Source organism: Ensifer sp. PDNC004, assembly GCF_016919405.1.
Taxonomy (GTDB): domain Bacteria; phylum Pseudomonadota; class Alphaproteobacteria; order Rhizobiales; family Rhizobiaceae; genus Ensifer.
On record NZ_CP070353.1, the window covers coordinates 2,582,357 to 2,602,224 of the forward strand.

Below are 19,868 nucleotides of genomic sequence, written 5' to 3' on the forward strand. Positions count from 1 at the left end.
CCCTCGACATGTAGAATGCGGGCGGGCCTTAGGCAAGGAGAGCCGGGCCTATTCGAAGCCTTCGACGACGCAGGTGATGAGATCGTGGTCCGAGAGCGGCCGGCCGGTTTCGTCGAGCGACGGGATGATGCGGGTCTCGCCAATTTTCAGACCGCGCGAAAGGAACCAGTCGAGCTTCATCGCCCGTTCCGGCCAACGGGTGATGAGGCTCGGCCGTGTGGTCATCACGTCCAATGGCCCGCCGTGGCGGGTAAAGCCGCGTGCAGCACTGACGGCAAATAGACCTTCGGCCTCGAAGTCGCCGCCGGCATGGTTGCCGGTGTTGAGGTCCCCGCCGATCAGCAGCGGCAGGCCCGGGAAGGCTTCAACGACCGCGTCGATCAATTCCTTGAACTGGCGCTCGCGATAGACGGCGGTCGTTGCGCTTTCGAGATGGGTGGAGACGGCGACGAAGGGACCATCCTCGGTCTCGAGGACGGCGCCGATCGCCATACGTTCCCCAAGGCGCGGCTGCTCGCCATCGGTGAACCACAGGCGTTCACCCCAGAGGCGCAGCATGAAGGGTCGACCGAGCGGTACGGATGCCATCAACGCATTGCCATGGAAACCCTTGGCGTTGAAATCGTCCTCGCAGAATTCGCGCTCGGTGTCGGAGCCGAGGCCAAGCTCGATGAACTCGATGCCATAGGCGTATTGCATGCCGAGCGTATCGGCGACTTCGGCGGTCGGATGACGCTGGCCGGTGCGGGCCATGCCGTTGTCCATTTCCGAAAGCAGGACAACCGGCGCGCCCGTTTCTGCCAGATGTGCAGCACTTTCCGGCGCAAACAGGCAGCGCTCCAGGTTCCAGGCAGAGACGGTGAACGGAAAGGCGAGCGACGTCTCGGAGGAGGACGGCGCACCACCGACCTCGACGCTGTTCATCTCCGGCCGGGCAGCCATGGCGGCGTCATGGGCGGCGATGGTGCGCACGATCTCGGCAAAGCTGGCGCGGGTTTCAAGCGAGGGAACGGCAAGTTGCTCGACGGTTTCGAAAATCACGATGCGGTCTCCAGGCGAAGGGTCTGCGCCGGGGCTTCATTGGCAAACGACGTGCCGCGCTCCAGCCGCTTTCCGGTCTCGAGCGAGAAGAAGTGCAGGCGGTCGACCGCGATGGTCACCGCGAGATCGCCCGATAGCGGCGTTTCCGGCGAAAGCGCGATGGTCAGCGCCTGGCCCTCGATGGTGCCATGCACGAGCCGCTGCGCGCCCAGTTCCTCGACATAGTCGACCTGAAACAGCATGGCGTCCTCGCCGACGCCAGCAAGCCGGAGATCCTCGGCGCGAAGGCCAACGGTGACGGCACCCTCCACCGGCGCGCGGCCGGCGAGGTCTATCCGGTAGAGACCGATCTGCAGGCCACCGCCATCGATGTGCCCCTTGATCAGGTTCATAGCCGGCGAGCCGATGAAGCTCGCGACGAAGGTCGAGGCCGGGCGGTGGTAGACGTCGAGCGGACGGCCGATCTGCTCTATCCGGCCACCATTCAAAACCACGAGCCGGTCGGCAAGCGTCATCGCTTCGAGCTGGTCGTGGGTAACGTAGAGCGATGTGGTGCCGAGGCGTTTCTGCAAGCGCTTGATCTCGCCGCGCATCGACACGCGCAGCTTGGCGTCGAGGTTGGAGAGCGGCTCGTCGAAGAGGAAGGCCGCCGGCTTACGCACGATGGCGCGGCCCATGGCGACGCGCTGGCGCTGGCCGCCCGAGAGCGCGCGGGGCTTGCGGGAGAGATACGGCTCGATCTCCAGCATGCGCGCGGCTTCCGCGACGCGGGCGTCGATCGCGGCCTTCGGCGTCTTGCGGTTCTTCAGGCCGTAGGCCAGGTTTTCGTAGACGGTCATGTGCGGATAGAGCGCGTAGTTCTGGAAGACCATGGCGATGTCGCGCTCGGCTGGATCGACGTCGTTGATCACGCGCGAGCCGATCGTCACCGTCCCCTTGGATATCGTTTCAAGGCCGGCAACCATGCGCAAGAGCGTGGACTTGCCGCAGCCGGACGGGCCGACCAGCACGATGAATTCGCCGTCGTCGATGTCGATCGAGACGGATTTCACCGCCTCGACATTGCCGTGATAGATCTTCGAGACCTCGGCGATGGTAATGGCCGCCATGGCTGCCTCCGTAAAATTGGTGTCGTTTCAGGAGCGGGCGGGACCTTTGTCCCGCCCCCGCCTCCGCTTACTTGTCGCTTTCGGTCAGCCCCTTGATGAACCAGCGCTGGAAGATCACCACGATCATGACCGGCGGGAGCATCGCGAGGATCGCCAGCGCAAAGGCCTCGTTATAGTCGGGGATGTTCGAGCCGACCCAGACGAGCAGGATCTGCTTGATGCCGCGCACCAGCGTGAAGAAGCCTTCGTCCGTCGTCATCAGGGTGGGCCACAGATACTGGTTCCAGCCATAGACGAACATGATGATGAAGATCGCCGCCATCATCGTGCGCGACAGCGGCACCAGGACGTCGATGAAGAACTTGAACGGCCCGGCGCCGTCGATGCGCGCGGCTTCCAATAGCTCGTCCGGCACCGACTTGAAGAACTGCCGGAAATAGAAGGTGCCGGTCGCCGAAGCGAGCAGCGGCACGATCAGGCCGGTATAGGTGTTCGTCAGCTTCAGCGTGTTCATCACTTCGTAGGAGGGAAGGATGCGCACTTCGAGCGGCAGGAGCAGCGTGGTGAAGATCACCCAGAAGAAGAAGGTCGCGAGCCGAAAGCGGAAATAGACCAGCGCATAGGCCGCCAGCATCGACAGCACGATCTTGCCGACGGCAAAGCCGAGGCCCAGGATCATCGAGTTCAGCATCATGTTGAAGCCGGTGATCTTGCCGGTGAAGCCGCCCTCGCGCGTGAGCACCGTCGTGTAGGTCTCGACGAAATGGCCGCCCCAGGTGAGGCTGAGACCGTTGCGGTGAATGTCGGCTGCCTCGTGCGTCGAGGTCATGAAAGCGACGACGACGGGCGCCACCATGATGAAGACGCCGAAGAGCAGAATGACGTGGTCGAAAATCTTGGTGCGATACATCGGCTCCACCTCAGTTGTAGTGCACGCGCCGCTCGATGAAGCGGAACTGGAAGATGGTGAGCACGAAGACGATCAGCATCAGGATCACCGACTGGGCCGACGAGCCGCCGAGGTCGTTGCCGCGGAAACCGTCCATGTAGACCTTGTAGACAAGGGTGATCGGGTTGTTGGCGGCCTTGTCCTTCACCATCACGTCGATCACGCCGAAGGTGTCGAACAGCGCATAGGTGACGTTGATGATCAGAAGGAAGAAGGCGGTCGGCGCCAGAAGCGGCAGGATCACCGTCCAGAAGCGGCGGAAGCCCGAGCGGCAATCGATCGCCGCTGCCTCACGCACCGAGACCGGAATGCCCTGGAGCCCTGAGAGGAAGAAGATGAAGTTGTAGGGGATCTGTTTCCAGACCGACACGACCACCATGGAAAAGGCGGTGTCGAAGTAGTTCAGGCCAACCTTGATGTCCCAGCCGAACCAACGGGCGAGCTCGACGATCGGGCCGATATGCTGGTCGAAGAACATCATCCCGATCAGACCCGCAACCGGCGGGGCGATGGCATAGACCCAGATCAGCAGCGTCTTGTAGGCGGCGTTGCCGCGGATGACGCCATCGGCCTTGACGGCGAGCAGCAGGCCGATCGACAGCGCAAAGAACGTGACGAGCGCGGTGAAGACCGCGGTAAAGCGGGCGATGCCGAGATATTCGCCTGACTTCAGCACGTCCGTATAGTTGGTCATGCCGACGAAGGTCGATCCAAAGCCGAAGGGATCTTCGAGATAGAAGGACGACTGGATCGCCTGAACCGAGGGCCAGTAGAAGAAGATGAAGATGATCGCGAGCTGCGGCGCGAGGAAGAGGTAAGGCAGGAACCGCGAGGAGAACTGCACGCGCTTTGCAGCACTTTCCCCTCCGCTATTCGACTGGCCACCGAAAAGCCGGAAGACGCCGAAGCGACGCCCCCCGGTCTTTGTTCCGGTCCCTCCCCGCGATGCGGGGAGGAGATCTGTCACGGTCGACATGGAGATCAGCCGGCCGTCTTGGCGAAGCGAGCGAGCAGCTCGTTGCCTTCCTTCTCGATCGTGTCGAACGCGTCCTTGACGGTCGTTTCGCCCGAGAAGATGCGGCCGTATTCGCGTTCCATGATTTCGCGGATCTGCGGGTAGAAGCCGAGGCGGTAGCCCTTCGACCAGTCGCCCGCCGGCAGCATGAGCTGCTTGATGCCGACTTCGGCAACCGGCTTCTCCTTGTAGTAGCCATCCTTCTGGGCAAGCTCATAGGCTGCCTTGGTGATGGCGACGTAGCCGGTGGCCTTGTGGTAGAAGTACTGGATCTCGGGCGAGGTCAGAAACTGGAAGAAGTCGGCAACGCACTTGTTTTCTTCATCCGACTTGCCGGACATGGCAAACAGAGCAGCACCGCCGATGAAGGAGTTGGTGCCGGCGCCCTTGATCGAGCCCCAATAGGGCAGGAAGGTTGCCGAGAATGGCATCTGCGCCGTCTTCTGCAGGCCGCCGAACGAACCAGACGAGCCGATCCAGAAGGCGGCCTTGCCTTCTTCGAAGACCTTCTGGTTGTCGTTCCAGCCGGCGCCGTAGAACGCGAAGTAGCCTTCGTCCTTCCAGGCCTTGAGCTTGTCGAACATCATCACGAGGTTCGGGTCGGTGACCTTCAGCTCAGTGTCGACGACGGCGTCATAGCCGTTGTTGTTGGTGGCGAACTGGATGTTGTTGCGCGAGAAGAAGTTCTCGGTGAACTGCCAGGTCAGCTGCGACTGGACGAGCGGGATGTAGCCGGCTTCCTTGAGCTTCGGGGCAGCGGCTTCGAACTCTTCCCAGGTCTTCGGCGCTTCGACGCCGGCCTTCTTCAGCGCTTCGTCGTTGATGTACATGATCGGCGCCGAAGAGTTGAACGGCATGCCGACGAACTTGCCTTCGCTGTCAGCGTAGAAGTAGCGGACGCCGTCGATGAAGGCGTTGCGGTCGAAGTTGTGGCCGGCCTTGATGATGAGGTCTTCGGCCGGGATGACCGCGCCCTTGGCGTTGATGATGGTGGCGGCACCGGCGTCGAAGACCTGCAGGATGTTCGGCTGCTCGCCCGAGCGGAAAGCGGCGATGCCGGAAGCGAGCGCTTCCTCGTAGGTGCCCTTGGAAACCGGGGTCAGCGCGCAGGCGCTCTGGGCTTCGTTGAACTTCTTGGAAACTTCATTGATGACTTCGCCGTTGCGGCCGGCCATGCCGTGCCACCAGGTAATATTGGTCGCGGCGAGCGACGAGGTCGCCGAAAAGGCAAGGGTAAGGGCTGCGAGCGTAAACTTCTTGAACATGACTAATCCTCTCCACCGGGTTGCGGATGGCAGTGGACTAGTGACCTTCGATGACAGGCTGGTAACGCTTTTATGTCGGAACGATTACAAATCCGCGAATATGTTCCAACGGGAGACCCGGACGGAACAAGACGATCATTTTCCGTCATCCGGTACCGGCTCAGAACGCATCCGGCAGGTGCCGCGGCCAGCCCCAGGGCGTCACCGTGACGATGTCGTAACGTACGGAAAGCCTGTTGAAATCCGGCTGTTTCGCCAGCCAGAGATCGCTTGCGGCACGAATGCGCCTCTGTGCCGTCGCCGTTACGGCAAAGACGCCGTCTTCGGCCGAGCGGCGGGCCTTGACCTCGACGCAGGCGATGAGATCGCCCCGCCTTGCGATGATGTCGATCTCGCCAAGCTTGGTGCGATGGCGCATCGCGACGATGCGGTAGCCCTTGAGCAGGAGACAAAGCGCGGCGCGGTATTCGGCAAGGTATCCTCGCCTCAGCGCCTTCAGCTTCCGCCTGTCGCCGCCATCAGTCGTCATGGCGCTCCTTCAGTTGCAGCAGCCGGTCATAGAGTTCCTTGCGCGGCAGGCCCGTCTGGCGGGCGGCTTCGGTTGCCGCCTTTCCGGTGGGCATATCGGCGACGAGGCTTTGCAGCAACGCATCGACATCGGCCGCTTCCGGTTCGGGCGCGGCGTCAGGAGGGCCGATGACGAGCACGATCTCGCCCTTGACCGGCCCCGCCTGTTCATAATGAACGGCAAGTTCGCCGAGCGTGCCGCGGCGAAACTCCTCGAAGGTCTTGGTCAATTCGCGGCAGACGGACGCCCGCCGGCCCTCCCCCAAAACGTCGGCCGCCGCGGCAACCGTGGCAGCGATCCGGTGCGGAGATTCGAAGAACAGGATGGTTGCCGGCACGGCGGCGAGTTCCCTGAGGCGATCGCGCTTGGCCTTGTCCTTGGTCGGCAGGAAACCGGCAAAGAGGAAAGCGTCGTTCGGCAGGCCGGAGCCGACGAGGGCTGCCAGCGGCGCCGAGGCGCCGGGGATCGGCACGACCCGATGTCCGGCTTCGATCGCAAGCTGGCCCAGCCGGTAGCCGGGGTCGGAGACCAGCGGTGTGCCGGCATCGGAGACCAGCGCGACCGAACGCCCCTCCGCAAGTGCTGCCAGCAGGCGCGGCCCGACCTCGTCGGCATTGTGCTCGTGGTAGGCGTAGGGACGATTGACGATGCCGTAGCGGTCGAGCAGCACACGCGTGACCCGGGTGTCCTCGCAGGCAAGCACATCGGCGCCGGCCAGCGTTTCCAGCGCCCGCAACGTAATATCGCCGAGATTGCCGATCGGGGTCGCCACCAGATAGAGCGCGGCATCGAGGGGGCGGGCCGGAACGCTTACATTGTGCAGCCGGTAGCTGCGCTCCCTCTGTCCGCCTGCCGGTTCCGCTGTCTTCTGCTTTTCCACCTGTAACGTCCTGATCGTGCTGACCGATGTGTCTATCGGGCCTTTATGAGTGAGCCACCATGACAGAGCAAGGGCAAGACGGCGGGCCTACGTGCTGCATCTGGGGACAGAAGCCCTCAAACCCCTTGCTTTCCGGGCGCTCTTTCTGCCATTTTGCCGGTCCACATCTATCCGGTCGGTCGGCCGGGGCACTCGCAGTTGACGCTCAGGCGGACGTTCGCCCGCCGGGCAATGGTTGAAAGCGGCATCCCATGCGCATTACTCTCGAGCGATCCAACCTCCTGAAATCGCTGAACCACGTGCACCGCGTGGTGGAGCGGCGAAACACGATCCCGATCCTCTCGAACGTGCTCCTGCGTTCCGACGGCGCCAGCCTCGAAATGAAGGCGACCGACCTCGACCTCGAAATCACCGAGGCGACGCCGGCGCAGGTGGAACAGGCGGGCGCGACCACCGTGCCGGCACACCTGCTCTATGACATCGTGCGCAAGCTGCCCGACGGTTCGGAAGTGCTGCTTGCCACCAACGCCGAAGGCACGGCGATGACCGTCGCCTCGGGCCGCTCCAAGTTCTCGCTGCAGTGCCTGCCGCAATCCGACTTCCCGGACCTGACCGCCGGCAGTTTCTCGCATTCGTTCCGCCTCAAGGCGACCGACCTCAAGATGTTGATCGATCGCACCCAGTTCGCGATCTCGACCGAGGAAACCCGCTACTATCTCAACGGCATCTTCGTCCACACGGTCGAAAGCAAGGGTGAACTGAAGCTGCGCGCCGTCGCAACCGACGGCCACCGTCTGGCGCGCGCCGACGTCGAAGCGCCGTCCGGCTCCGAAGGCATGCCGGGCATCATCATCCCGCGCAAGACCGTCAGCGAATTGCAGAAGCTGCTCGACAACCCGGATCTCGTCGTCACCGTCGAAGTCTCCGACGCCAAGATCCGCCTGACAATGGGCTCGATCGTCATGACCTCGAAGCTGATCGACGGCACCTTCCCCGACTACCAGCGCGTCATCCCGGCCAACAACGACAAGGAACTGCGCGTCGATTGCCAGTCCTTCGCCCAGGCCGTCGACCGCGTATCGACGATCTCGTCCGAGCGTGGCCGCGCCGTCAAGCTGGCGCTGAACGAAGGCCAGATGACGCTGACGGTCAACAATCCGGATTCCGGCAGTGCTACGGAAGAACTGCCCGTCGGCTACGACCACGATCCGCTCGAAATCGGCTTCAACGCCAAGTACCTGCTCGACATTACGTCGCAACTGACCGGCACCGATGCGATCTTCATGCTGGCAGACCCGGGCTCGCCGACGCTCGTCCGTGATCTGGCCGCTGAAGATGCGCTCTATGTGCTCATGCCGATGCGCGTGTAGCCGGGCCTGACGCGGCACGAATTGCCAACCCGTCGCGCCCGCGCGTGGCGGGTTTTTTGTTGGCCGCGGCATTTGCGGGCTGTTGATAAGCGAACGCTTTCAGGCGCAGACAGACTTGTTTTTGCCGCAGATGGGGACACATTATGTTGACGCCGCCGCCACCGGCTCGAATCACCGGGTGGGGAATTTTGCGCGGACGGCCTGTGCGAGGAGAGGACAGCGGTTTTGAGGGGTTCAATGAATTTGCGCGTGAAGGTGAAGGAACGGCTCGGACGGAAGTTCGACGAGGAGATTCGCTTTTTCAAGGGATGGATGAGTAACGCCAAGGCCGTCGGCGCGATCCTGCCGACCTCCTCCGTCACCGCGCGCCGAATGGCGAGCGTCATCAACCCGGCCTCGGGCCTTCCGGTTCTTGAGCTCGGCCCCGGCACTGGCGTCATCACCAAGGCGATCCTGGAACGTGGCCTTGAGCCGTCCAATCTCGTGTCGATCGAGTATTCGACCGATTTCTACAATCAGCTCAAGACCAACTTCAACGGCGTCAACTTCATCAACGGCGATGCTTTCGATCTGGAGCATACCCTTGGCGAACTCAATGGCCAGACCTTCGACAGCGTCGTCTCCGCCGTTCCGCTTCTGAACTTCCCGATGCACCGGCGCGTCGAACTGATCGACGATCTGTTGTCGCGCATTCCGGTCGGCCGGCCGGTCGTGCAGATTTCCTACGGACCTTTGTCGCCCGTCGTTGCCATGCCGGACCGCTACAGCATCCAGCATCTCGACTTCGTCGTGCGCAACATTCCGCCGGCGCAGCTCTGGGTCTATCGCCGGGCGCACTGACGGGATGTTCGGCATCTACGTCACCCATCCGCAGGTCCAGATCGATCCTGATGTGCCCGTCCCGCAATGGGGACTTTCCACTGTTGGCCGCGAACGCGCGGTCATCACCGCCCGATTGCCCTGGGTGCGTTCGCTCGGACGGATCGTTTCGAGCGACGAAACCAAGGCGATCGAGACCGCACAACTGATGGCCGATGCGGCCGGCGTGACGGTCGAGGTCCATCACGACATGGGCGAGAACGATCGGTCGGCCACCGGCTTCCTGCCGCCGCCGGAATTCGAGAAGGCGGCCGACTGGTTCTTCGCCAATCCCACCGAGAGCTTCAAGGGCTGGGAGCGCGCGATCGACGCCCAGGCCCGCATCTCGAATGCGGTCTTTCGGATCCTCGGCGATCACGACCCGAAGATCCCGATCGCCTTCGTGGGCCATGGCGGCGTCGGCACGCTTCTGAAATGCCGGCTCACCGGCGCGCCGATCTCGCGCGCCGCCGACCAGAAGGGTGGCGGCGGCGGCAATGTCTTTGCTTTCCGCCTTGCGGATCGAGCCGTCGCATGCGACTGGACCCCGATGGAACACTGGCAGGGGATTTAGACGATGACCGAAACCGCGCGCGACAGACTGATCGTTGGCCTCGACCTTCCGACGATTGCGGATGCCGAGAAGATCGTGTCGACGCTCGGAAACGACGTCTCCTTCTACAAGATCGGCTACCAGCTGGTCTTTGCCGGCGGCCTGGAATTCGCGCGCGACCTGGCCAAGAGCGGCAAGAAGGTCTTCCTCGACATGAAGCTGCTCGACATCGACAACACTGTGGCCAAGGGCGTCGAGAACATCACCAAGATGGGCATGTCGATGCTGACCCTGCACGCCTATCCGAAGGCGATGAAGGCGGCAGTCGAGGCCGCGAAGGGCTCCGATCTCTGCCTGCTCGGCGTCACCGTGCTCACCTCGATGGACGAGCAGGACGTGATCGATGCCGGCTATGAATACGATCCCCACACGCTGGTGCTGCGCCGGGCCGAACAGGCGCGCACCGCCGGCATGGGCGGCATCGTCTGCTCGGCGGAAGAATCTTCGGCCGTGCGCAAGATCATCGGCCCCAACATGGCGCTCGTCACTCCCGGCATCCGCCCGGCCGGCGCGGACAAGGGCGACCAGAAGCGGGTGATGACGCCCTCCGAGGCGCTCAAGGCCGGATCCAGCCATCTCGTCGTCGCGCGCCCAATCGTCGCAGCCGCCGAGCCGCTTGCCGCTGCCCGCGCCATCCTTGCCGAAATGAACGGCGCGCTTGCCCGCTGATGCCGGGCGGTACCCCTCGGACCCGCGCGGCCGGCCGATCCGCTTGACCTCGGCCCAAATTTGCCGGAAGTAACACTCCCGTCAGCCTTTCGTGCTGCAAGACGAGGAGCTCAGTATGGCCAAGGGATACTGGATCGCACGGGTCGATGTCCGCGACCCCGAGCGCTACAAGGACTATGTGGCGGCCGCAAAGCCGGCCTTCGAGAAGTACGGCGCCAATTTTCTGGCACGCGGCGGTGTGCATCACCGGCTGGAAGGTGGCGTTCGCGCCCGCAACGTGGTTATCGAATTTCCATCTCTGCAGGCGGCGATCGACTGTTATAACTCGCCCGAGTACCAGATTGCCGCTGCGATCCGCCAGGAAGTCGCCGACGCCGAGATGGTGGTCGTCGAAGGGATCTGATCCCCACCGCCTCTAACCTTCAGCGGGCTCTGCACGCAGGCGTCGATTGGCCTTCACCTCTCGCGGCTGTTGGGCTATGTAGCAATCAATTCTTTCCTATCCGATCAGGAGTGCACATCCCATGACCTTGTCCAACCTTCCGCCGCTGGTGACGATTTTCGGCGGATCCGGGTTCGTCGGCCGTCATGTGGTGCGCGCGCTCGCCAAGCGTGGCTATCGCATCCGCGTCGCCGTTCGCCGTCCGGATCTTGCCGGCCATCTCCAGCCGCTCGGCAATGTCGGCCAGATCTCCTTCGTCCAGGCGAACCTGCGTTACCGTAAGTCGGTCGACCGCGCCGTCGAAGGCTCCGATCACGTCATCAACTGCGTCGGCGTGCTGTTCGAAAGCGGCCGCAACACCTTCGATGCCGTCCAGGATTTCGGCGCCCGTGCGGTGGCTGAAGCCGCCCGCAGCGTCGGCGCCACGCTGACCCACATCTCCGCCATCGGCGCCGACGCATCGTCCGCCTCGAACTACGCCCGCAGCAAGGGCCGCGCCGAGGCTGCGATCCTGGAAACGAAGCCCGACGCGATCATCCTGCGTCCGTCGGTCGTCTTCGGTCCCGAGGACGGCTTCTTCAACAAGTTTGCCAACATGGCCCGCTTCTCGCCGGCCCTGCCGTTGATCGGTGGCGGCGAGACGAAGTTCCAGCCCGTCTACGTGACCGATGTCGCCGAAGCCGTTGCTCGCGCCGTCGACGGCAAGATCGCCAAGGGCAAGATCTACGAACTCGGCGGCCCGGACGTCTTGAGTTTTCGCGACTGTCTCGAGATCATGCTCAACACGATCGACCGCAAGCGCGCACTCGTCTCGCTGCCCTTCGGCGTTGCGTCCCTGATCGGCAGCGTTTCGTCGCTGATCCCCTTCGTCACGCCGCCGCTTACCGCCGACCAGGTGGTGTTGCTGAAATCCGACAATGTCGTCTCGGCAAAGGCCGTTTCGGAAGGCCGCACGCTTTCGGGCATCGGCATCGACCCAACGATGCTGGAACCGATCCTGCCGACCTACCTCGTGCGCTACCGCCCACAGGGCCAGTACACCCGCAGCGGCCGCGCCGCCTGATCGGCAGCGACCCAGCGATTTTTTGAACGGCCGTCGGAACCTCCGGCGGCCGTTTTCTGTTGTATTGCGGTAACAGCGTTGCAGTTCTGCCGCACTGGCAAAAGCGATTGGCATTTACCGCAAATTCAACATGTCCTGATATTGATCATGTCATATCCACCAACTAAACACCGCCTCGCGCCCCCGATCCCAAGGCATGACGGCGGGCGGCGGCATCAATCTCGAAAGGCATAGCGTCCATGGGCAAGTCGATCGCAATCTTTTTTGCGTGTGCGGCACTGATCATTCTGGCTGGCTCGTTCATGGCGCCGAACACGGTCGCCAGCAGCGGCAAGGATTGCGCACCGGCCTATGGCGTCGATCCGTGCACCACGGCATCGATCGACCTTTCCGGCCACTAAGGGCCGGCGCCTCGACAAGGCATCAAAAGTTATTGGCGGGGGCCAGTAGCCGCGTGCGTTTCACCATGAGACGCACGCGGCTTTGTTTTTAGGGCCTGACAACAGGTCAAAGAAAAAGGCGCGTCCAGGACGCGCCTTTTGTCATTCTGAGATCGTCGGTTCTGCTCAGCCGACCAGCCAGAGACCGATGAGCCCAGCGGTACCAACGATAATGCGCCAGATGGCAAACGGCGTGAAGCCGCGCCGCGAAACGAAGTCGAGCAGCGAGCGCACGACGAAGATGCCGGCGACGAAGGCCGCGATGAAACCGACGGCAATCAGGGTGAAATCGTCGAAGGACAGTGCGTCGCGGTTCTTGTAGAGGTCCAGCGTGAAGGCGCCGAGCATGGTCGGCATCGCCAGGAAGAACGAGAACTCGGCGGCCGAGCGCTTGTCGGTGCCCATCAGCAGCGCACCGGCGATCGTTGCGCCCGAACGGGACGTGCCGGGGATCATCGCCAGGCACTGGAACAGGCCGATCTTCAGCGCCAGCGACGGCGGATAGTCCATCACGTCGGTATAGCGCGGCTTCAGCGGCATTTGGTCGATCGCATAGAGGATGACGCCACCGACGATCAGCACGACGCAGATAAGGACAGGCGTCTCGAACAGCACCGTCTTGATGAAATCATGGGCGATGGCGCCGATGATGGCCGCCGGCAGGAAAGCGAGCAGCACTGACACGACGAAGCGGCGCGCCTTGATGCTTGTCGGCAGCGCCAGCGCGATCGACAGAAGCTTCTGGAAATAGACGAGCAGGATCGCCAAAATGGCGCCAAGCTGGATGAGAACGGCGAAGGTGTTGCCCGGCGACTTGAAGCCGAGAAAGTGGCCGGCGAGAAGAACATGCGCCGTCGACGAGACAGGGATAAACTCCGTCAGGCCCTCGATGAGCCCGAGGACGAGCGCGCTGATGATCGATTGATCCGCCATATATGAGATTTTCCTGACAAGTTTTGAAGTGGGGGGAAAAGGCTGATTCGCTTGTGTTTGCCACCACAAATTTCTATAGCTCTTTCTTATGAGCCGTGGCCAGACGCTTGCGCCGCCACGCTGATGCCCCCAGCAAAAAGCCTCTGAGAAACCAGATCATCGATGCCGACACTGTATCATCACCCAATGTCCTCCGCCTCACGGTTCGTTCGCCTGATCCTTTCGGAATACGGCTATCAGACGGAACTGACCGATGAGCAGCCCTGGGAAAATCGGCGCGACTTCCTGGCGTTGAACCCGGCCGGCACGCTACCGGTCTATGTTGACGATAGTATGAGGGCTCTCTGTGGGGCCACGATCATCTCGGAATATCTCGACGAGACGAACGGCATCATGAAGCGGGATCGCCGGCTGCTCGCGGAAGATCCGTTCCAGCGCGCCGAGATCCGCCGGCTGGTCGAGTGGTTCCTGCAGAAGATGGAAGCCGATGTGACCCGGCCGCTGGTGCGCGAGCGTATCTTCAAGCTGCAGATGACGCCGGACCAGGGCGGCGGCGCGCCCGACAGCAAGATCCTGCGCACGTCCCGCGCCAACATCCGCCAGCACATGAAATACCTCTCGTGGCTCGCGGGCACGCGCACCTGGCTTGCCGGCGACCGCATTTCCTATGCGGATCTCGCCGCGGCCGCGACCGTGTCCGTGCTCGACTATCTTGGAGAAATCGACTGGTCGGACGCTCCGAGCGCCAAGGAATGGTACCAGCGGCTGAAGTCCCGCCCCTCGTTCCGCCCGCTGCTTGCCGAACGCGTGCGCGGCGTGACCCCCGTTCCGCACTATGCGGATCTCGACTTCTGAGGCGAACAGCGTGCCCGGCATCGATGCCAAGGCAGACAGTGAGGAACGGCGCCGGCTGAAGCTGACGGCGTTCCTGAAGGCTGAAGCGGCAGACAAGGGCTTCGATCTCTGTCGCATCACCCGGCCCGATGCCATTCCGCAAGCCCCAAGCCGGCTCAGGGATTTCCTCGACGAACGTTTTCACGGCACGATGGACTGGCTCGAGGAGACGGCCGAGCGCCGTTCCGATCCGCGCACGCTCTGGAGCGAGGTGCGCTCCGTCGTGATGTTCGCGATGAACTACGGGCCGGAACACGATCCGCGCGGCATCCTGGAGCAGACCGATCGCGGCGCGATCTCGGTCTATGCCCAGAACCGCGACTATCACGACATCATCAAGGGCAAGCTGAAGGAAGTCGCGACCCGCTTTGCCGCCCGCGCCGGCGAGGATGTGAAAGTCTTCGTCGATACCGCCCCTGTCATGGAAAAGCCGCTCGCCGAAAAGGCCGGCCTTGGCTGGCAGGGCAAGCACACCAATCTCGTCAGCCGCGAATACGGTTCGTGGCTGTTTCTCGGCAGCCTGTTCACCACGGCCGACCTTGCGTTCGACGAGGCCGAGCGCGACCACTGCGGTTCCTGCCGCGCCTGCCTCGACGCCTGTCCGACCGATGCCTTCCCGGCGCCCTACCGGATCGACGCGCGCCGTTGCATCTCTTACCTGACGATCGAGCACAAGGGGCCGATCGATCCTGAATTCCGGCCGCTGATCGGCAACCGCATCTATGGCTGCGACGACTGTCTTGCCGCCTGCCCCTGGAACAAGTTCGCGCAGGCGGCCTCGGAAATGAAGCTCCGAGCACGCGACGACCTGAAGGCGCCGTCGCTCGAAACCCTGCTTGACCTCGACGACCCGAGCTTCCGCAGCCTGTTCTCAGGCTCGCCGGTCAAGCGCATCGGTCGCGACCGCTTCGTGCGGAACGTGCTGATCGCCGCTGGCAACTCCGGCAGTGAGGCGCTGGTGCCCGCAGTCAAGGCGCGCGTCAACGACGCCTCTGCCGTGGTGCGGGCGATGGCGGTCTGGGCGCTGTCACGATTGGTCGCGCCTGCGGCGCTTGCGGAATTCGCCGAACAATGCGAGCCAGAGACGGACGAAGACGTCCTCAACGAATGGCAGATCGCGGGAGTGAGCCGATGCATGTCCTGATCCTTGGCGCCGGCTACTCCGGTACGGCAATCGCAAAAGCGATGGCCCTGACGGCCACAAGTGTCATCGGCACCACCCGGACCGAGGAGAAGGCGGCAAAGCTCGAAAGGTCCGGCATCCGCCCGGTCCTCTTCGACGGCGAGACGATCGCTGACGAACTGGCCACCGCCCTTGGCAAGGCAACCCATTTGATCCAGTCGATCGCGCCCGGTCGCGACGGCGATCCCATGTTCCGCGCCACGAGCCCGGACCTCGCGCAGATCGCGCCGAACCTCAAATGGATCGGCTACCTCTCGACGGTCGGCGTGTATGGCGACCACGGCGGAGAATGGGTCACCGAGGACATGCTGCGCAAACCGGTCTCGGCCCGCTCTGTCGAGCGGGTGGAGGCGGAGGACGCCTGGATCGCCTTCGGCAAGAAGCAGGATATTCCCGTCGCGGTGCTGAGGCTCTCCGGCATCTACGGCCCCGGACGCAACGCCTTCTGCAATCTCGAAAACGGCACGGCACGGCGGCTGGTCAAGCCCGGCCAGGTGTTCAATCGCATCCGCGTCGAGGATATCGGCGCCGCGGCGCTGTTCCTCGCCAACACTGGCACCGGCGGTGTCTTCAACATCACCGACAACGAGCCGGCGCCGCCGCAGGACGTGGTCGCGGAAGCCGCCCGGCTGATGGGTGTCGAGCCGCCGCCGGAAACGCCCTTCGAGCAAGCCGAACTGTCACCCATGGCCCGCACCTTCTATGGCGAAAACAAACGGGTTTCGAACGCCCGCATGCGCGAAACCGGTTTTGAATTCGCGTTTCCGGATTATCGCGTCTCGCTTGCACAGCTCTGGCAGTCGGGCGCTTGGCGCGGACAGTGAAACGAAATATGGCGCGCGCCAGATAGCATAACCCGTAATGCTTATAGAACGTCGACAGTCAGTCCGTCAGTAATGGTCAGGGCTGGGCGAGCGCAATTGTGACATTCTTTGGATATTCGTTCGATACTTGGCTAATTTCACACAACCTGTGCGCTAGTAACGAATTTTCGACCATCCGGATTCCGGACAATTGGTCCAATTCGAAATTTTTAATGTTTTTTTTCGTTTACCGGCGAGTTCGGCCCGCGTGCGGAAGTTGGCGAGCGCTCAACCCCTGATTCCAAAGAACTTCCAGCGCAGGCTTAAACTATTTCAAACAATCTTCGTTTTTGAAATTTCGTCATTTTTTTAATAAATCCTAATAGAGCGTAAATGGTTGAAGCACGTTTTTGCCATTTTTCGCCCCAATTAGCGGTTCCCAGAAGTTCTTAACCAAGTGTTTTGACCGAGGGGATCGCCAGTTTGACGCCAGCGAAGATCAAGACTGCTGCCGCTGCAGCGCTATTCACGGCCACTATCGGTCTCGTTTCCGTTTCCGATAGCCATGCAGCCGGCGCCGGCTGCGGCGGCGCATCCTGGTATGCGCTGAGCTCCAAGACCGCGTCCGGCGAGCGCATGAATGCCGCTCACCTGACGGCCGCCCATCGCAGCCTGAAATTCGGCACCAAGGTGCAGGTCACCAACAAGCGCAACGGCAAGAGCGTGATCGTTCGCATCAACGATCGCGGCCCGTTCATCCGCGGTCGCGTCATGGATCTTTCCAAGGCTGCAGCTTCGCAGATCGGCATGGTTCGCTCCGGTACTGCCAGCGTCTGCTACCGCGTCGTCAACTCCTGATCTTGAAATACTGCTACCCGGCCTGCGTTCGGGTGGATCTACTTCGCTAAAGGCCGTTCTCGGCGGTTAATCTTCTCCGCCGTCTTGCTCTTCGATGCCATCGCCGTTACCACGGCGAAAAAGGAGTTGATCGAAGATGCGTTTGGGCGGCAGGCTCGCTGGAGCCATTGAGGTTCTTGAGGATATCGAAAAGCGGAAGCGCCCGGTCGCCGACGCGCTCAAGGATTGGGGCCTTGCCCACCGTTTCGCCGGATCCGGCGATCGCTCGGCGATCGGCAACATCGTCTACGACGCCCTTCGCATGAAACTCTCTCACGCTTACCTCATGGACAGCGACAGCGCCTCGGCGCTCGGCCATGCGGTGATGTACCGCCAGTGGGGCTTTTCGCCAGAAAAGCTGGCCGCCGAACTCGATGGCGACAAGTTCGCGCCGGAGGCACCGGCCGAACAGCTTCAGGCCTTCAGGTCGCGCCGGATCGAAGACGCCCCGGCCCATGTGCAGGGCGATATCCCCGAATGGGTGCAAGCCTCCTTTGAAGAAAACTTCTCCGACGACTGGCTGGAAGAAGCCAGGGCGCTCGCCGGCCGGCCGACGCTGGACCTGCGCGCCAACACGCTGAAGGCGTCGCGCGCCAAGGTCCTGAAGGCACTCGAGCGCAGCGGCGCCGAGCCAGCAACGATCGCCCGCAACGGCATCCGCATTCCCGCCGGCGAAGGCGCCTCGCGCCTGCCGAACGTGACCGCCGAGCTTTCCTTCCAGAAGGGCTGGTTCGAGGTCCAGGACGAGGGATCGCAGATCGTCGCCGAACTCGCCTATCCGCAGGAAGGCGAACAGGTGCTCGACTATTGCGCCGGCGGCGGTGGCAAGACGCTCGCCATGTCGGCAGCGATGAACAACAAGGGCCAGGTCCACGCCTACGACACCGACCGCAAGCGGCTTGCCCCGATCATCGAGCGGCTGAAGCGCGCCGGCACCCGAAATGTCCAAGTGCATGAATCGACCGAAAGCCTTGCGCCGCTCGTCGGCCGCTTCGACCGCGTGCTGGTCGATGCGCCCTGCACCGGCACCGGCACCTGGCGCCGTCGCCCCGACACCAAGTGGCGGCTGAACCAGAAGAACCTCGAAGAGCGCATCTCCCAGCAGGAAGAAGCGCTGGCAAGTGCGGCGCAGTTCGTCCGACCCGGCGGCCACCTGATCTACGTCACCTGCTCGGTTCTGCCTGAGGAAAACGAGGCGCAGGTCTACGGCTTCTGCGAAGACAATCCGGAATTCGAGATCCTGTCGGCCGCCGATATCTGGGCGACGCTGTTCGGCACCGACAAGCCGCAGCCCTGGTCGGCGGACATGAAGACGGTGACGCTGACACCCGCTTCCACCGGCACGGACGGCTTCTTCTTCTGCCTGATGCAACGCAAGGGTTAAGGCCTTTTGACGATCGGCAAAAGACACGCATCAGATTGAAAGCGTTCTAAACTATACACTTTGACACAAGTTTGCTTTTGGTTCATGAGAAGCGGGCTCGGCGGGGCTTTTCTCATGGCCTGACGGCTGAACGACGCCATGTTTTGCGGCGCGTTCGACGGCGCCGGGGGACGCAACAGGAGAGGGTCATGACCAAGAAATTTTTCCGCGGCGCCGCGCTGGCGCTGATGACGGCGACCTCGGCGATGGCCCTGCAGCCGGCCCATGCCGCGACCGATGCCGCCGCCGTGGTGAAGCACTACACCGCCGTCGCTCACGCCAAGTTCGAAGACGCGCTGACGACTGCCGAAGCGCTCGACAAGGCGGTCGACGCGCTGATCGCGACGCCGAGCGAAGAAACGCTGAAGGCCGCGCGCGACGCCTGGAAGAAGGCCCGCAACCCGTACCAGGAAACCGAAGTCTACCGTTTCGGCAACGCGATCGTTGACGAGTGGGAAGGCAAGGTCAACGCCTGGCCCCTCGACGAAGGCCTGATCGACTATGTCGACCCGAGCTACGGCACCGAGAGCGACGAGAACGCGCTGTTCACCGCCAATGTCATCGCCAACAAGACGATCAAGATCGACGGCAAGGACGTCGACGCCTCCAACATCACGCCGGAATTCCTGGCGGGCACGCTGCAGGAAGCCGGCGGCATCGAGGCGAACGTCGCGACCGGTTACCACGCGATCGAATTCCTCCTCTGGGGCCAGGACCTGAACGGCACCAAGGCCGGCGCCGGCAACCGCCTCTACACGGACTACGACACCAAGGCCTGCACTGGCGGCAATTGCGACCGCCGCGCCGCCTATCTGAAGGCTGCGACCGAGCTGCTCGTTTCCGACCTCAAGGAAATGGTCGCCAACTGGACGCCGGATGGTGCCGCGACCAAGGCGGTCGAGGCCGACCCGAAGGCTGGCCTCGTCGCCATCCTCACCGGCATGGGCTCGCTCTCCTATGGCGAACTGGCCGGCGAGCGCATGAAGCTCGGCCTCTTGCTGCACGATCCGGAAGAAGAGCATGACTGCTTCTCCGACAACACGCACAACTCGCACCTGCACGATGCGATCGGCATCCAGTCGGCCTATACCGGCGAATACACCCGCGTCGACGGCACCAAGATGACCGGCCCGTCGCTCTCCGAACTCGTCGCGGCCAAGGATGCCGCGCTCGACAAGGAGATGGCGGGCAACCTCGCAACCACGGTCGAGAAGATGCAGGCGATGGCCAAGCGCGCGGAAACGACCGAGTCCTACGACCAGATGATCGGCGAAGGCAATGCCGAGGGCAACGCCACCATTCAGGCGGCGATCGACGGCCTGATCGCCCAGGCAAAGACCGTACAGCGTGTCATTGCGTCGCTGGATCTCGGCACCGTCGAGCTTGAAGGTTCCGACAGCCTGGATAATCCTAACGCCGTCTTCCAATAAGCTGAAAAGGCGGGCCGCATCGA

Annotated in this window: 21 protein-coding genes; 13 read left to right on the top strand and 8 right to left on the bottom strand. The window is 62.7% G+C overall.

Annotation, left to right across the window (positions count from 1 at the left end):
- Positions 1-48: 48 nt before the first annotated feature.
- From JVX98_RS20770 to rsmI, 7 genes are all read right to left on the bottom strand, one after another.
- Positions 49-1,041 carry an endonuclease/exonuclease/phosphatase family protein gene (locus tag JVX98_RS20770; RefSeq protein ID WP_205237277.1) on the bottom strand — a complete coding sequence of 331 codons (993 nt, stop codon included), beginning with the start codon at positions 1,039-1,041 and terminating at the stop codon, positions 49-51.
- Entirely contained in the window at positions 1,038-2,150 is a 1,113-nt protein-coding gene (locus tag JVX98_RS20775) for a sn-glycerol-3-phosphate import ATP-binding protein UgpC (protein ID WP_205237278.1), read from the bottom strand. Before JVX98_RS20775 ends, JVX98_RS20770 begins: the two co-directional genes overlap by 4 nt.
- A gap of 67 nt (positions 2,151-2,217) precedes the next feature.
- Positions 2,218-3,060 carry a sn-glycerol-3-phosphate ABC transporter permease UgpE gene (gene ugpE, locus JVX98_RS20780; RefSeq protein ID WP_205237279.1) on the bottom strand — a complete coding sequence of 281 codons (843 nt, stop codon included), beginning with the start codon at positions 3,058-3,060 and terminating at the stop codon, positions 2,218-2,220.
- Between the two features lie 10 nt (positions 3,061-3,070).
- On the bottom strand, positions 3,071-4,075 hold the full coding sequence (locus tag JVX98_RS20785; protein ID WP_246764917.1) for an ABC transporter permease subunit: 1,005 nt from the start codon (positions 4,073-4,075) through the stop codon (positions 3,071-3,073).
- A gap of 5 nt (positions 4,076-4,080) precedes the next feature.
- Positions 4,081-5,379 (bottom strand): extracellular solute-binding protein, encoded by a 1,299-nt coding sequence (locus JVX98_RS20790; protein ID WP_077962674.1) that lies wholly within the window; start codon positions 5,377-5,379, stop codon positions 4,081-4,083.
- 160 nt (positions 5,380-5,539) lie between these two features.
- Positions 5,540-5,908: a YraN family protein gene (locus JVX98_RS20795; RefSeq protein WP_205237280.1), complete on the bottom strand. Its 369-nt coding sequence runs from the start codon at positions 5,906-5,908 to the stop codon at positions 5,540-5,542.
- Positions 5,898-6,827: a 16S rRNA (cytidine(1402)-2'-O)-methyltransferase gene (gene rsmI, locus JVX98_RS20800; protein ID WP_192448079.1), complete on the bottom strand. Its 930-nt coding sequence runs from the start codon at positions 6,825-6,827 to the stop codon at positions 5,898-5,900. The genes JVX98_RS20795 and rsmI overlap by 11 nt, the downstream gene beginning before the upstream one ends.
- A 251-nt stretch (positions 6,828-7,078) precedes the next feature.
- Here rsmI and dnaN point away from each other — a divergent pair, with 251 nt between their 5' ends.
- The 7 genes from dnaN to JVX98_RS20835 all read left to right on the top strand — a co-directional run bounded on the left by dnaN (position 7,079) and on the right by JVX98_RS20835 (position 12,243).
- Complete coding sequence (gene dnaN, locus JVX98_RS20805) at positions 7,079-8,197, top strand: DNA polymerase III subunit beta (protein WP_192448080.1); 1,119 nt, start codon at positions 7,079-7,081, stop codon at positions 8,195-8,197.
- 237 nt (positions 8,198-8,434) lie between these two features.
- Entirely contained in the window at positions 8,435-9,037 is a 603-nt protein-coding gene (gene pmtA, locus JVX98_RS20810; protein ID WP_082005986.1) for a phospholipid N-methyltransferase PmtA, read from the top strand.
- Positions 9,038-9,041: 4 nt separating this feature from the next.
- Entirely contained in the window at positions 9,042-9,629 is a 588-nt protein-coding gene (locus JVX98_RS20815) for a histidine phosphatase family protein (protein ID WP_205237281.1), read from the top strand.
- A 3-nt stretch (positions 9,630-9,632) separates the two neighbouring features.
- The gene (gene pyrF, locus JVX98_RS20820) at positions 9,633-10,337 is read left to right on the top strand and encodes an orotidine-5'-phosphate decarboxylase (RefSeq protein ID WP_205237282.1); all 705 of its coding nucleotides are present in this window, start codon (positions 9,633-9,635) and stop codon (positions 10,335-10,337) included.
- A gap of 115 nt (positions 10,338-10,452) precedes the next feature.
- Positions 10,453-10,740, top strand: a complete 288-nt coding sequence (locus JVX98_RS20825) for a DUF1330 domain-containing protein (RefSeq protein WP_192448083.1) — start codon at positions 10,453-10,455, stop codon at positions 10,738-10,740.
- Between the two features lie 121 nt (positions 10,741-10,861).
- A complete protein-coding gene (locus JVX98_RS20830) occupies positions 10,862-11,842 on the top strand; it encodes a complex I NDUFA9 subunit family protein (RefSeq protein ID WP_205237283.1) in 981 nt (326 codons plus the stop codon).
- 239 nt (positions 11,843-12,081) lie between these two features.
- Positions 12,082-12,243, top strand: a complete 162-nt coding sequence (locus JVX98_RS20835; RefSeq protein ID WP_034804494.1) for a hypothetical protein — start codon at positions 12,082-12,084, stop codon at positions 12,241-12,243.
- Positions 12,244-12,408: 165 nt separating this feature from the next.
- Here JVX98_RS20835 and JVX98_RS20840 read toward each other — a convergent pair whose 3' ends face one another.
- Entirely contained in the window at positions 12,409-13,215 is an 807-nt protein-coding gene (locus tag JVX98_RS20840; protein WP_205237284.1) for an undecaprenyl-diphosphate phosphatase, read from the bottom strand.
- Between the two features lie 162 nt (positions 13,216-13,377).
- On the opposite strand from JVX98_RS20840, the gene JVX98_RS20845 reads away from it, so the two are divergent.
- The 6 genes from JVX98_RS20845 to JVX98_RS20870 all read left to right on the top strand — a co-directional run bounded on the left by JVX98_RS20845 (position 13,378) and on the right by JVX98_RS20870 (position 19,845).
- Positions 13,378-14,070: a glutathione S-transferase family protein gene (locus JVX98_RS20845; RefSeq protein ID WP_043615432.1), complete on the top strand. Its 693-nt coding sequence runs from the start codon at positions 13,378-13,380 to the stop codon at positions 14,068-14,070.
- Positions 14,051-15,253 (top strand): tRNA epoxyqueuosine(34) reductase QueG, encoded by a 1,203-nt coding sequence (queG, locus tag JVX98_RS20850; protein ID WP_205237285.1) that lies wholly within the window; start codon positions 14,051-14,053, stop codon positions 15,251-15,253. The genes JVX98_RS20845 and queG overlap by 20 nt, the downstream gene beginning before the upstream one ends.
- Positions 15,241-16,116, top strand: a complete 876-nt coding sequence (locus JVX98_RS20855; protein ID WP_205237286.1) for an SDR family oxidoreductase — start codon at positions 15,241-15,243, stop codon at positions 16,114-16,116. Before queG ends, JVX98_RS20855 begins: the two co-directional genes overlap by 13 nt.
- Before the next feature lie 462 nt (positions 16,117-16,578).
- Complete coding sequence (locus JVX98_RS20860) at positions 16,579-16,953, top strand: septal ring lytic transglycosylase RlpA family protein (protein WP_060519659.1); 375 nt, start codon at positions 16,579-16,581, stop codon at positions 16,951-16,953.
- 136 nt (positions 16,954-17,089) lie between these two features.
- The gene (locus JVX98_RS20865) at positions 17,090-18,376 is read left to right on the top strand and encodes an RsmB/NOP family class I SAM-dependent RNA methyltransferase (protein ID WP_205237287.1); all 1,287 of its coding nucleotides are present in this window, start codon (positions 17,090-17,092) and stop codon (positions 18,374-18,376) included.
- A 188-nt stretch (positions 18,377-18,564) separates the two neighbouring features.
- Positions 18,565-19,845 (top strand): imelysin family protein, encoded by a 1,281-nt coding sequence (locus JVX98_RS20870; RefSeq protein ID WP_205237288.1) that lies wholly within the window; start codon positions 18,565-18,567, stop codon positions 19,843-19,845.
- Positions 19,846-19,868 lie beyond the last annotated feature (23 nt).

Excerpts from the sequence above, each read along its gene's own strand:
- JVX98_RS20775 (WP_205237278.1), bottom strand. The coding sequence starts at position 2,150 with ATGGCGGCCATTACCATCGCCGAGGTCTCGAAGATCTATCACGGCAAT.
- ugpE (WP_205237279.1), bottom strand. The coding sequence starts at position 3,060 with ATGTATCGCACCAAGATTTTCGACCACGTCATTCTGCTCTTCGGCGTC.
- JVX98_RS20785 (WP_246764917.1), bottom strand. The coding sequence starts at position 4,075 with ATGTCGACCGTGACAGATCTCCTCCCCGCATCGCGGGGAGGGACCGGA.
- JVX98_RS20790 (WP_077962674.1), bottom strand. The coding sequence starts at position 5,379 with ATGTTCAAGAAGTTTACGCTCGCAGCCCTTACCCTTGCCTTTTCGGCG.
- JVX98_RS20795 (WP_205237280.1), bottom strand. The coding sequence starts at position 5,908 with ATGACGACTGATGGCGGCGACAGGCGGAAGCTGAAGGCGCTGAGGCGA.
- dnaN (WP_192448080.1), top strand. The coding sequence starts at position 7,079 with ATGCGCATTACTCTCGAGCGATCCAACCTCCTGAAATCGCTGAACCAC.
- pmtA (WP_082005986.1), top strand. The coding sequence starts at position 8,435 with ATGAATTTGCGCGTGAAGGTGAAGGAACGGCTCGGACGGAAGTTCGAC.
- JVX98_RS20815 (WP_205237281.1), top strand. The coding sequence starts at position 9,042 with ATGTTCGGCATCTACGTCACCCATCCGCAGGTCCAGATCGATCCTGAT.
- pyrF (WP_205237282.1), top strand. The coding sequence starts at position 9,633 with ATGACCGAAACCGCGCGCGACAGACTGATCGTTGGCCTCGACCTTCCG.
- JVX98_RS20825 (WP_192448083.1), top strand. The coding sequence starts at position 10,453 with ATGGCCAAGGGATACTGGATCGCACGGGTCGATGTCCGCGACCCCGAG.
- JVX98_RS20830 (WP_205237283.1), top strand. The coding sequence starts at position 10,862 with ATGACCTTGTCCAACCTTCCGCCGCTGGTGACGATTTTCGGCGGATCC.
- JVX98_RS20835 (WP_034804494.1), top strand. The coding sequence starts at position 12,082 with ATGGGCAAGTCGATCGCAATCTTTTTTGCGTGTGCGGCACTGATCATT.
- JVX98_RS20840 (WP_205237284.1), bottom strand. The coding sequence starts at position 13,215 with ATGGCGGATCAATCGATCATCAGCGCGCTCGTCCTCGGGCTCATCGAG.
- JVX98_RS20845 (WP_043615432.1), top strand. The coding sequence starts at position 13,378 with ATGCCGACACTGTATCATCACCCAATGTCCTCCGCCTCACGGTTCGTT.
- queG (WP_205237285.1), top strand. The coding sequence starts at position 14,051 with ATGCGGATCTCGACTTCTGAGGCGAACAGCGTGCCCGGCATCGATGCC.
- JVX98_RS20855 (WP_205237286.1), top strand. The coding sequence starts at position 15,241 with ATGCATGTCCTGATCCTTGGCGCCGGCTACTCCGGTACGGCAATCGCA.
- JVX98_RS20865 (WP_205237287.1), top strand. The coding sequence starts at position 17,090 with ATGCGTTTGGGCGGCAGGCTCGCTGGAGCCATTGAGGTTCTTGAGGAT.
- JVX98_RS20870 (WP_205237288.1), top strand. The coding sequence starts at position 18,565 with ATGACCAAGAAATTTTTCCGCGGCGCCGCGCTGGCGCTGATGACGGCG.